Origin of the sequence: Pseudomonas sp. UBA7530, from assembly GCF_002479365.1 — a bacterium.
In the GTDB taxonomy this organism is placed as follows: Bacteria; Pseudomonadota; Gammaproteobacteria; order Pseudomonadales; family Pseudomonadaceae; genus Aquipseudomonas.
The window spans coordinates 466,181-478,261 of the sequence record NZ_DLMS01000011.1; the positions used below are offsets into that span (position 1 = coordinate 466,181).

Annotated in this window: 7 protein-coding genes and 1 tRNA gene; 6 read left to right on the forward strand and 2 right to left on the reverse strand. The window is 58.8% G+C overall.

All coding sequences use genetic code 11. From position 1 onward, the window contains the following. The first annotated feature begins 45 nt into the window (after window positions 1-45). The gene (locus B2U07_RS16120) at window positions 46-780 is read left to right on the forward strand and encodes a hypothetical protein (RefSeq protein WP_296277357.1); all 735 of its coding nucleotides are present in this window, start codon (window positions 46-48) and stop codon (window positions 778-780) included. Here B2U07_RS16120 and B2U07_RS16125 read toward each other — a convergent pair. Beyond that, complete coding sequence (locus B2U07_RS16125; protein WP_419096361.1) at window positions 735-2,222, reverse strand: glycosyltransferase family 9 protein; 1,488 nt, start codon at window positions 2,220-2,222, stop codon at window positions 735-737. The genes B2U07_RS16120 and B2U07_RS16125 overlap by 46 nt on opposite strands. 273 nt (window positions 2,223-2,495) lie before the next feature. Here B2U07_RS16125 and B2U07_RS16130 point away from each other — a divergent pair, with 273 nt between their 5' ends. From B2U07_RS16130 to B2U07_RS16140, 3 genes are read left to right on the forward strand one after another with little or no spacing between them, the layout of a single operon-like run. After that, window positions 2,496-5,327 (forward strand): ATP-dependent DNA helicase, encoded by a 2,832-nt coding sequence (locus B2U07_RS16130; protein ID WP_296277359.1) that lies wholly within the window; start codon window positions 2,496-2,498, stop codon window positions 5,325-5,327. Further along, window positions 5,324-7,231 carry a DUF7017 domain-containing protein gene (locus B2U07_RS16135; RefSeq protein ID WP_296277360.1) on the forward strand — a complete coding sequence of 636 codons (1,908 nt, stop codon included), beginning with the start codon at window positions 5,324-5,326 and terminating at the stop codon, window positions 7,229-7,231. Before B2U07_RS16130 ends, B2U07_RS16135 begins: the two co-directional genes overlap by 4 nt. Before the next feature lie 49 nt (window positions 7,232-7,280). Then, a complete protein-coding gene (locus B2U07_RS16140) occupies window positions 7,281-7,886 on the forward strand; it encodes a hypothetical protein (RefSeq protein WP_033867698.1) in 606 nt (201 codons plus the stop codon). 373 nt (window positions 7,887-8,259) lie between these two features. Here the strand turns inward: B2U07_RS16140 and B2U07_RS16145 are convergent. Further along, window positions 8,260-8,336 (reverse strand) — tRNA-Arg (locus tag B2U07_RS16145). Window positions 8,337-8,791: 455 nt separating this feature from the next. Between B2U07_RS16145 and gabD the strand changes: the two genes are divergently transcribed. Together gabD and gabT are read left to right on the forward strand one after the other, a co-directional pair. After that, on the forward strand, window positions 8,792-10,243 hold the full coding sequence (gabD, locus tag B2U07_RS16150; RefSeq protein WP_296277361.1) for an NADP-dependent succinate-semialdehyde dehydrogenase: 1,452 nt from the start codon (window positions 8,792-8,794) through the stop codon (window positions 10,241-10,243). Between the two features lie 260 nt (window positions 10,244-10,503). After that, window positions 10,504-11,784, forward strand: a complete 1,281-nt coding sequence (gene gabT / locus B2U07_RS16155; RefSeq protein ID WP_296277362.1) for a 4-aminobutyrate--2-oxoglutarate transaminase — start codon at window positions 10,504-10,506, stop codon at window positions 11,782-11,784. Window positions 11,785-12,081 lie beyond the last annotated feature (297 nt).

The window sequence follows — 12,081 nt, forward strand, 5'->3', positions numbered from 1 at the left end:
TCCGTTCGATATGTGAGCTATTGGGAAAATGCCCCTGGGCAGGTCATGCCAGCCTATGTCGCGCTGGCATTGGTCTCGATGCGTAGAGCCCTGGGTGAGCGCTTTCAATTGCTTACACCGCGGACGGTCCAGGACCTGATCGCCCCTCGAATCCTTGATAAACCTTGGGCCTTTGAACCGTTGCCATTTACTCTAGCGGAGGGGATCGAGGCCATAGTTGCCAGGAGCGACTTCATTCGCATGGCCTTCGTCCATCAATATGGAGGTGCGTGGGTGGATGCAGACACATTGTTATTGTGCGACCCAACTAGCTTACTGTTTCCGGCAGGCCTCAGTCATAAGCTGCATTGGTATGACGAATGTATTTTTGCGTCCCAACCAGGAAACCCACTTCTTGCCCGCGCATTGGCTACTGGGCTTGAGGCAGGCGCCCATGCTTGGGGTAATCCTGGGCGTATCAAGGACATCGTGGATCAATCTGGTGACGAAGTAGTGCCTATAGCCGGAGATATCGTCGACCCCGGCTACCGTCCAAAGTACAACTTCGCAAGCTGTGAGGTGATGCGTCGTCGGGATGTCAGCGTTGTAGACTTTCTAGTGAGAGATACTGCCATGCTCAAACTCTACAACACCTACTTCCGGCGTACGGCCACGCGTATAGAATCTGTTGAAGAGTTTCTCTCTGGCGGTACCTTGCTGGCCAATTTGTTCCTGCACATCGAGGCTGATCGTGGCTATTGGATAGGAGAGAGCGAGCGGCTGATGGGCACCGTTTTTTGATGTGTGAGTGTCAGTGTTACTGCGCTTGCGCGCAGATGAATTTGGCACTCACTGACCTCACTAAGGTTTAACTGCTGAGTTATCACCTCATGGACGGTCGGTGTGCCACGGTGAGGGGATGCGTGGGCAATGTACAACCATGCGGGCACGCGCGTTGGTGGTGGGCCGAACTCGAGCTCAACGCGTACCAGGTCGAATACTTCAGTCGTCCGTCCGCTCGGAGTCCAGGCGAGCGGAGCAGTGCGATGATCGGGCTGCGTCACTTCGAGAGGACATTCGAGCTCCAAGTTTATGGTCCCAGGGTGACAGTCAGCGACCTCGGGGAAGTCCTTGCTGATCAGGGGTAACTGACGGGCGAGGGTTCCCTGTGCGACGCCCAGACCAGGTACTAACCGCGCTCTGATCGAATGGAGCTGCTCAGTTTCGGGTGTAGTGACCAACAATTGATGAAGGTTTTCCAACAGAGCCTCTATTGAGAACGCATTCATGTCCCTCTTGCCGGTGCGCCGAACCTGATCAGTGTGTTGCAGGCTATAGACGACCCGAGTTAAAGGAGAAGGTGGGGGCAGCCACGGGTTAGCTTGTCCAGCCATGGCTGGGTAGATTGCCACCAGCTTTGTTTCTAGGCCGACCGCCATGTGAACGATTGCCGTGTCGACACTGACCACGACCTGTGCGCAGCGTATGTGCCCGGCGGCATCCTTAGGGGATGCCAGTCCATGGACGACGCGCACGTTTCGTCTAGCCACCGCGACTTCCATGCGCAGCGCATCTGCTCGTGTCACGGGGCTGTATAGGATTCCGATAGACCGAGTTGGATAAGTGTCGGCGATGGCGTTCAGCACGCTCACGGATCGGTCGAAGGCCAAGCTTTTATCTGTGCGGCTGGCGTAGGGGTTGAATAGGATTTCCCGGGCTGAGGTGGCGCTCGGCATCGTGTCAGGAAGGGGAACGATGTACTTCCTATCGACCATGCGTGCACCCAAGTCAATAAGCACGCATCGGTAGCGCTCGGCCATGTCGAGACCGGCAGTTGCTTCACCGAACTTGCGATTGACACAGCGCAAACGGTCATCGAGGGAGTACACGCGGGCCGGGTGCAGCAATCGCAAAAACAGGATCTCCGCAGGCTGGATTCTCCCTACCAGATGCACCACAACATCGACCTGTCCAAGCTGCTGCGCTAGGCGGCGAAGTTCGAGTACTCCAGGATTGGCGTTCGTAATCACGACTTGATCCACGCCAAAGTCCTGCGCGTGCATCTGGGCAAGCTCAACGACCGTCAGAACGGTCACGCGGGCATTGAGTTTGCGAGCCTCTCGAAAGAAGAAGGATGAAACGATAGAGTCGCCCAGCTTGGCATCCCAACGAGGGATAAGAATGTGCAGGTTTCCTTCCGTAGGCCTGGGCTGCAGCGACCTATCGACCAGTAAGCGAAACATCACACGCATGCATGCTCTAGATGCGTTTCGCACAAATGACATTTGTGTAGGCTCAATTTTCCACGGGGCCGCATAGACACTAAAGCAGAGCAGAGTGTTTGCCTATCAAAACAGGCTTGGCCTCGAGCATTCGCCGTTGAAAGGGCAAATGACGGCCAGTGATTGAGTAGCCATTTGACTTTCGTCAGTCTGCTAAAGGGCGCTATAAGGCACTCTGCTAGTAAAGGAATTGATGGTTCGTAAGGGGGCCGCCTGGTCGCGTAAGGATAATGAATGGTTTCTGATAATTTTGCCCCGCTGAAGTCTCGCTGGCCCGAGCTGTATATGCACGCCTCGCTTGCTGAGCGCTATGTGTTTGCCGACCCGCACACTGCTGTCATAAAACTCCGCTGCTTTGCAGAGGTTCTGGTTGGCGTTCTCTACAGAGATTTGAGCCTGCCCAGTGAACCGTCCGATGGGTTCTTCGAGAAGCTCAAATATCCGGCCTTTCAGGAGGTAGTTGGCGACATCGTGCTGCAGAAGCTGCACGCCCTGCGGATGATCGGCAATAAAGCCGCCCATGGCAGTTTAATCGACGCCAGCGTCTCGATTGCCCTGATTGGGGATGCGTATTTGATCGGCCAGTGGCTCTTCAAGACCTACAGCGGTGAGTCTGCCGACACCTATCCGCCATTCACGGCTCCTGTAGAAGCCTCGGAGCAGGGCGGCCCTGCAGAAGACCCTGCCGAGCAGTTGGCCTTAGCGAAAGACGAGTTGAGCCGCCTGGAAGCTGCAGAGAAAGACTCTCAGGCTGTAGCTGCGTCAATAGCTCCAACACCTGATCAGGCCAGGCTGGATGATTTCAAGTACGCCTCGGCTCATGCCTTGGGTAGCATCGATTTCAGCGCCGCGAACACGCGCCGGCATCTCAGCATTCACGATGCCTTTGCCGGTTATACGCTGACCAGCGGCCAGACGGAGCTGATCAATCAGCTCGAGCATTTCCTCGCCAGCAATACGCAGAATGTCTTCCTACTCAAGGGCTACGCCGGTACCGGTAAAACCTTTATCACCAAGGGGCTGACCGAATATTTCCGGGCGATTGGCCGCAACTATGTACTGGCTGCGCCAACCGGAAAGGCCGCGAAGGTGATCGCCAGCAAAACCCAGTCGCCGGCTTACACCCTGCACAAAACTCTCTATGCGTTTGACGATATGGAAGAGTACCGCGATGCAGACACCGAGGGTACCGAGACCTTCAAGATCTACGCCAAGCTGGCGGTGAACACGCTTTCTGTGGATACGGTGTACATCGTGGATGAGGCGTCCATGGTGGCGGATATCTACCAGGAGGCGGAGTTCTTCCGCTTCGGGTCTGGCTATCTACTTGCCGACCTGTTCGAGTTCGTCAATCTGGACCATAACGATCACCGCAAGAAGGTCATCTTTATCGGTGACGATGCGCAGTTGCCTCCCGTGGGCATGAGCTTTTCGCCGGCGCTGGATGCGGAGTATCTGTTGCGTCATCATCGCGTCCGTTGCAGCGAATACGAACTGTCTGAGGTGGTGCGGCAGAAAGCGCAGAGCGGCATTCTGGCCAATGCTCAGCCCCTGCGACAGTCACTGCAGAGCAAGGTGTTCAACCGCCTGACCATGGACCTCTCCTATCCGGACGTTGAGAAGGTCGAATATCAGGCGCTGTTGCAGCGTTATCTTGACTCCTGTGGCGGCAAGATCAACGGCGAGTCCATCGTCATTGCTCACTCCAACGCTGACGTGTGCGATTACAACCGGCTAATTCGTGAACACTTCTTCCCCGGCTGCGCGCAGGTGATGCCGGGAGACAAGGTGATGGCTGTCGCCAATAGTAATGCGCACGGATTCTTTATCTCGAACGGTGATTTCGGCCTGATTCGTGAGGTGCTCGGAGAGGTTGAAGAGCACAGCGTCAAGCTGAGGCGGAGAAATCCCGAAACTGCAGTGGTCGAGGAAATTGTTGTGCCACTGCGCTTCAGGGACGTGCTGGTAGGCTTCCGTGACCTTGATGGCACAGCGCATTTCTTCCCGGCCAAGATCATCGAGGATCTGCTTTACAGCAAGGAGCCAACGCTCTCGTCAGATGAGAGCAAGGCGCTCTACCTCGACTTCTGCATGCGCCACAAGCACTTGCCAAGGCGGACTAAGGCCTTCAAGGACGCCCTGATGGCGGATCCGTATTTCAATGCCTTGAGGCTCAAGTTCGGTTACGCCATCACCTGCCACAAGGCGCAGGGCAGTGAATGGAACCATGTGTTTGTGAAATGCAAAAGCCATCAAAGCCAGCTCACGGCTGACTACTTCCGCTGGCTCTACACGGCGATTACGCGCACGGCGCACCACCTTTATCTGCTCGATCCGCCGAACCACCAGCCGTGGAGTGGTATTCAGATGGTGGCCAATCCGGCGCTGGAGATGCTTGGCGCGGCGCCCAGCATGTCCGCGGCTCCGGCTCCGGCTCCGGCTCCGGCTCCCAGCGTTGCAGCGCCAGCATTTGCAGCGGTTGCCCCTGCGCCGCAGGACGAAACATTCGGCATCCCCGCCAGTGCAACAGTGCTGCTCGCGTTGCTGGCCGAGGTACGTCGGTTAATTGCCGGGCGGGGGATCAGTATCGATGACGTTCTCCATCACCAGTACCAGGAGGTTTATCTCTTCAGCCGTGATGGGGAGTCTTCCCGTATAGACATTGCCTATAACGGCAAGAGCAAAGTTACCGGTGTAGCGGCTCCTTATCTTTCCGAGTTGAGCGGCGAACTGAGTGCTGTGCTGGCCGCGCTCAAGGGCTTGCCGCTTGCGGATGGGGGGACGGCAGGGGTTGCCGATGTTCATTTCGCCAAGCCGTTCCTCAATGAGTTTCACGCCAAGGTGCTGAACCTGTGTGCGGGCAGTGGTATCACGCTTCACAAGGTGGTTGAGCAGCTGTGGTGCCAGCGCTACAGCTTTACCCGCGATGGTGCTGTGGCCGTTTATGACATCTGGTACAACGGCAAAGACCAGTTCACGAAATGCCAGCCCGTGGTCGCAGCGTGCTCCCCGGGCCCCTTGCCCGCTGAAGTGGGGCAGCTTCTTACGGCAGGTATGCAGGCATGATTAGCAACAAGGAGGTTTTTGCCAAGCGCAGGGAAGGGGCGATCGACGAAGCCTACAAGATGGCGCTTGAGTTGATGGCTGCGCCGCAGGCCGATGAATGGGACCGCAAGGCATTTGCCTGGTGCTTGATCGACCTGATCAAGCGTGACGTCAAGGATGGGCAGTTGGGGAGCCTGCCGCACTATCGCAGTCAGCTGGAGAGCATTGTTGTCGATCCTGCTGACGATGTGCTGAGTAAAGGCGTTCGCCATACGCTCTCGATGTGCAATCCCTTTGGTCAGCAGATCAGCGAGGCCAAGGCACTCAGCAAGAGCGGGCAGCACGCGCAAGCGGCTGCAATCTACCGCAAGGTATGGATGAACGGCGCTGCCGATCAGGATATCCAGACCAGTTTCGGCTGGGAGCTTTACCAGCACACCAAGGCACTGATGGCCGGGGAGGACTTCAACGTTGGTGAGGCCAAGCGTAATTTAAGTGACTACCTCAAGCTGGCGATCGAAAAGCCCTCTTCGCTCCACTCTCGCATACTGCAGTTAGCCGCCAAGCTGGCCGGGCAGGACAAGCTGAAAATGCTGGCCTTTTCCCGCCATTGGAATCTTCAGCATCTGCGCGAGGAAGACTATGAGCGCTATCGCGCCGAGGATGGCAGGGAGTTTCCGTCACTAGCTGAGAAAGTCATCCAGCAGGCTGGCAAGGAAGCGGCTGCTGCCGATGATGCGGACGGGCAGGCGTACATGCTGCCCTTCATTGATGGTGCTATGGGGCGCTTTTCGGACAATGTATTTCTCAAGCTGAACAAGGCCAAGCTGCTGCTCGCGCTGGGCCGGCATGACGAGGCGTTGGCTTTCGGGATTGCAGTGACCAAGGCCAAGTCAAACGACTACTGGGCCTGGGGACTGCTGGGTGACATTGTCTCGCAGAAGGATCCGGACGCTGCGTTGGGCTGTTACTGCAAGGCGCTGACCTGTCCGGCAGAAGACAAGTTCACTGGGAAAATTCGCCTGGAAGTCGCCGAGCGCATGCTGGAGGCCAACGACTATGCAGCAGCCAAGCACGAAGTCGAAGCCATTATTCGAGCCAAGGAGCAGGAGGGTTATAAGATCCCAGAGGCTGTTGCCAGCATTGCCGCGCAGGATTGGTTTGCCGGGGTGCAGGCCAAGGCGTCCAACCGTGACTACTACAGGCTTCATGCAAAAGTGGCTGAGGCGCTGCTGTTCAATGACTTGCCCTGGATTGATGCTTGCCTGGGCGAGATGTTCGTCGTGCCGGGCAAAGAGGACAAGCCAAAACCCAAGCCCAGGCGCAAGATTTTCCTGAAAACGGACGCCATCCCCACGGAGGTAGCGATTCCTGAGTCAAAGGTCGCACGGATGAGTCTGGCGACCGGGGATGCCGTCAGGGTCAAGGGCGAGTTTGATGAGAATCAGCGCTTCAACCTGTTTGTGCTGGAGCGCCGGGCTGGCGCTACTGCGTGGGATGTCGCGCCCGAGCTTTTAGGGGTTGTGAACCAGGTGAATGAGGACAAACAGGTCATTCGCTACATCGTTAGCCGGGAGATTAATGGCGAGATCCCGATGTCGGCATTGCCGTGTGGGTTTGCCGAGGGCGATGCCATCGAAGTGCAGCTGGTTCGCTACGTTTCGAAGTGGGGGCCCCAGTACCGGGTGATTGCCGCGAAGGCGAGTGAAAAAATACCGGGCGATTTGTTGCGCAAGGACTTCACCGAGCCGGTTCGCATCTCCAACGGCATGGGCTTTACCCCGAGCGAAATCTTTATTCCGCCGTCGCTGGTGGAGCGCTGCGCGATCGAAGACGGTCAGCAGGTTTCTGGTACGGCGGTACAGGTCTACAACAAGAAGCGTGAAAGCTGGGGTTGGAAGGCCGTATCCATTCAACCGCTGTAGGCGTCTACTCGTTGGTCTTTCTCTGGCTCTCTTGAGAGTTGACGAATAATTGCGAAAGAAAATTCTGCAGTCCGGCTTTTTCAAGGCAGCATCCCTTGCGGCCGCCCCAAGCCTGATCATGGGGGCGCTGCCTTTGCTGGGTTATGCGCCGTGGGGGCGGACCAGCTTGGAGGTTGTTGTTTTTTTTGTGGTGGTTTATTCCGCCATCCATGTGCTTGTTGCGCTGTTGGTAATGCTGGTCAGCCGAAAGTGGCGGGAGTATTTCCCGGCCATCATGCTGGGTGTGCTTCTGGGCGGCCTTGCCGGTTTGCAGGCGGGAACAGCAATGAGAATGGAAGGCTATGAACGGGCGGGTGAGCGTGCTGCTGTATTGGTCACTGCGATAGAGCATTACATTGAGGCTACCGGAGAGCCCCCTCAGCGCTTGGAGCAACTGGTACCAGATTTTATCGAGGCGATCCCAGGCAGGCTGCCGCCACTTGAGATAGTAACGGGCGAGGCGGCTCTCAAAGGTTTCTATGGCAATCAATGGGCACTGCTGTTCAAAGCAGGTAGTGGTTTGAACTGGGATCAACTCGTTTATTTACCAAAGCAGAATTACGATCAGGTCGAATCGAAAACCCTGCTGGGGCGCTGGGCATATCTCCACGAGTGATCATGTGTTTTTCGCTGCCGGCACTGCCTGAGGGTGGTCGGCGGCGCTCAGCGCATCAGCAGGGACGGCTAAAGCCGGCCAGCAGTTCTCGGGCAAATGGCCGAACCATGACCTTGCTTAACAGAACAGAGCGTTGTGGCTGCAGCTCTTTATGGCTAGTACTCAAAATCCCCGCTCGCAAAATAGGGGGCCAGACTTTGAGGCACGATTTAGGCACAGAATTGGCACAGCCCGAAAATGAGTCGGAAAGGAGCGCTGCGGGCAGTACTCACCACAATCTGAGTATCCGCATGGAGATCAATTTTGAGAGATTAGCCAATTCGGGATCTGGATCGGCAGAGCCTTAGGAAAAGGCTTTTAAATCATACAGATATGGCGCACCAGGCGGGATTCGAACCCACGACCCCCGCCTTCGGAGGGCGGTACTCTATCCAGCTGAGCTACTGGTGCGTAATTGTTGCGGCGGTCTATTTGACCATTAGCTGACACCCATCTCAACTCGACGAGTATTGCCTTCGGAGGGCAGTACTCTATCCAGCTGAGCTACGGATGCGTTGCGGGGCGCAATCATACCCATGTCGGCGGTTAGCGTCCATTCTGCATGATCGTGCGTTATTTCGAACGAGCTTTACACTTTTTGATCCTTCGCAGCCGAGTCTCGCCAGTTTTTAACGCTTCTTTCGTCAATTTTGCCCTTTCGACTATTGCCCTTTAACGTTGCCGCTCCTAGGATTCGTTTGAGATTTCAAACGGTGCGTTCGGTCATTCTGAACCCCCGCACGTTCAACGGCTCTGAATCCATTACCCAGGCTTCGCAAGGCCCGCCTTTCCAGCCTTGTGGGCTCTGTCCGTGACTCCAACGACTTTACCCCGGCGCTCGGGCGCCGGAACTGAAGGAGACTGCCATGCAACTGAAAGACACCCAGCTGTTGCGCCTGCAGGCCTATATTGATGGCCAGTGGCTGGACGCCGACAGCGGTCAGACCATTGCCGTGAACAACCCGGCCACCGGTGAAATCATCGGCCATGTACCGAAGATGGGCCGCGCCGAAACCCGCCGCGCTATCGAAGCCGCCGAGAAGGCGCTGCCGGCCTGGCGTGCGCTGACCGCCAAGGAGCGTGCGAACAAGCTGCGCCGCTGGTTCGAGTTGCTGATGGAGAACCAGGATGACCTTGGTCGCCTGATGACTCTGGAACAGGGCAAGCCGCTGGCCGAAGCCAAGGGCGAGATCGCCTATGCCGCCTCCTTTATCGAGTGGTTCGCCGAAGAAGCCAAGCGCGTCTACGGTGACGTGATCCCCGGTCACCAGCCGGACAAGCGCCTGATCGTGATCAAGCAGCCGATCGGCGTCACCGCGGCCATCACCCCGTGGAATTTCCCCGCCGCGATGATCACCCGCAAAGCCGGCCCGGCACTGGCCGCCGGTTGCACCATGGTGATCAAACCGGCTTCGCAGACCCCGTTCTCCGCCCTGGCCCTGGTCGAGCTGGCCGAGCGTGCGGGCATCCCGAAAGGTGTGCTGAGCGTGGTCACCGGCAGCGCCGGCGAAGTGGGCGGCGAGCTGACCAGCAACCCGATCGTGCGCAAGCTGTCCTTCACCGGCTCGACCGAGATCGGTCGCCAGTTGATGGCCGAATGCGCCCAGGACATCAAGAAGGTGTCGCTGGAGTTGGGCGGTAACGCGCCGTTCATCGTCTTCGACGACGCTGACCTGGACGCTGCTGTGGACGGCGCACTGATCTCCAAGTACCGCAACAACGGCCAGACCTGCGTCTGCGCCAACCGCATCTACGTCCAGGACGGCGTCTATGATGCCTTCGCCGAAAAGCTCAAGGCGGCAGTGGCCAAGCTGAAAATTGGCAACGGTCTGGAAGACGGCACCACCACCGGCCCGCTGATCGACGAGAAGGCCGTGGCCAAGGTGCAGGAGCACATTGAGGACGCGTTGGCCAAGGGCGCCAAGATCGTTCTGGGCGGCAAGCCCCACGCGCTCGGCGGCACCTTCTTCGAGCCGACCATTCTGGTGGACGTGCCGAAAACCGCTGCCGTGGCCAAGGAAGAGACCTTCGGCCCGCTGGCGCCGCTGTTCCGCTTCAAGGACGAGGCCGAGGTGATCGCCATGGCCAACGATACCGAGTTCGGCCTGGCTTCCTACTTCTATGCCCGCGACCTGGGCCGCGTATTCCGCGTGGCCGAGGCGCTGGAGTACGGCATGGTGGGCATCAACACCGGCCTGATCTCCAATGAAGTCGCGCCGTTCGGCGGCGTGAAGGCTTCCGGCCTGGGCCGCGAAGGCTCCAAGTACGGGATCGAGGACTACCTCGAGATCAAGTACATGTGCCTGGGCGGCATCTAGTCGCTGCTGCACTCGGCCGGACGTCGTTGGCGCAAACGGGAAAATGCTCATTGGCTACAGCCAACTCCGCTTTTCCCGTTTGCGCCGCCTAGCCCGGCCATCGCTCGCGACGCGCCTAGCGTTCTGATCCGGGTCGTAGCGAGCCAGAATTTCCCCCGCCTCCGGCGGCCCGACGCAGTCGATCATCGTATGCTGCGGCGATCCCCCTCCAGAGGCATTTCCTTGCAACCGAGCCGCCCGATGACGGCCATGAGGACACCATGAGCAAGACCAACGAATCCCTGCTGCAACGCCGTGCTGCCGCCGTACCGCGCGGCGTCGGCCAGATCCACCCGATCGTCGCCGAGCGCGCCGAGAACGCCACCGTATGGGACGTCGAAGGCCGCGAGTACATCGACTTCGCCGGTGGTATCGCCGTACTGAACACCGGCCACCTGCACCCGAAGGTGGTCGCTGCCGTTCAGGAGCAGTTGAGCAAGCTGACCCATACCTGCTTCCAGGTGCTGGCCTACGAGCCCTATATCGAGCTGTGCGAAGAAATCGCCAAGCGCGTACCGGGCGACTTCGCCAAGAAGACCCTGCTGGTCACCTCCGGCTCCGAAGCTGTCGAGAACGCCGTGAAGATCGCCCGCGCTGCTACCGGCCGTGCCGGCGTGATCGCCTTCACTGGCGCCTACCACGGCCGCACCATGATGACCCTGTCGCTGACCGGCAAGGTGGTACCGTACTCTGCCGGCATGGGCCTGATGCCGGCTGGCGTGTACCGCGCCCAGGCGCCGTGCCCGCTGCACGGCGTGAGCGAGGACGAGTCCATCGCCAGCATCGAGCGCATCTTCAAGAACGACGCGCAGCCGCAGGACATTGCCGCCATCATCATCGAGCCAGTGCAGGGCGAGGGTGGTTTCTACGTCAACTCTCCGGCCTTCATGCAGCGCCTGCGCGCCCTGTGCGACCAGCACGGCATCCTCCTGATCGCCGACGAAGTGCAGACCGGCGCCGGCCGTACCGGCACCTTCTTCGCTACCGAGCAACTGGGCGTGGTGCCGGACCTGACCACCTTCGCCAAGTCCGTTGGCGGCGGCTTCCCGATCTCCGGCGTGTGCGGCAAGGCCGAGATCATGGACAAGATCGCCCCCGGTGGCCTGGGCGGCACCTACGCCGGCAGTCCGATCGCCTGCGCCGCGGCCCTGGCCGTGCTCAAGGTGTTCGACGAAGAGAACCTGCTGGCGCGCTCCAACGCCGTCGGCGAGACGCTCAAGGCGGGCCTCAAGACCATCGCCGAGAAGCACAAGGTGATCGGTGACGTACGCGGCCTGGGTTCGATGGTCGCCATCGAGCTGTTCGAGGGCGGTGACCACAACAAGCCGGCTGCCGAGCTGGTGGGCAAGATCGTCGCCCGTGCGCGTGACAAGGGTCTGATCCTGCTGTCGTGCGGCACCTACTACAACGTCATCCGCTTCCTGATGCCCGTCACCATCCCGGACGCGCAGCTGGATAAAGGCATCGCCATCGTCGCCGAGTGCTTCGACGAGCTGGCCTGAGCCGGACGCTAAGCACGCCTCGGCGTGCTGATAGGAAGACCCGCCCTGTGCGGTAATGCTGTTCAATTAAGCGGTGGTTGGGCGCGATCAGTCCCCTCGCCCCTCTGGGGAGAGGGTTAGGGCGGGCCGCGTTCGGCGGGGGGGGGCGGCAGCAGGCTCGCGGCGTTTTCAGCCCTCTCCCCCAGCCCCTCTCCCATAAATGGGAGAGGGGAGCAAAGCGCGCACAACCTTATGTGAACAGCATTACGCCCTGCGCGGGTCTTTTTTTGCCTGAGCATTTATAGCTGGTTGACGAGG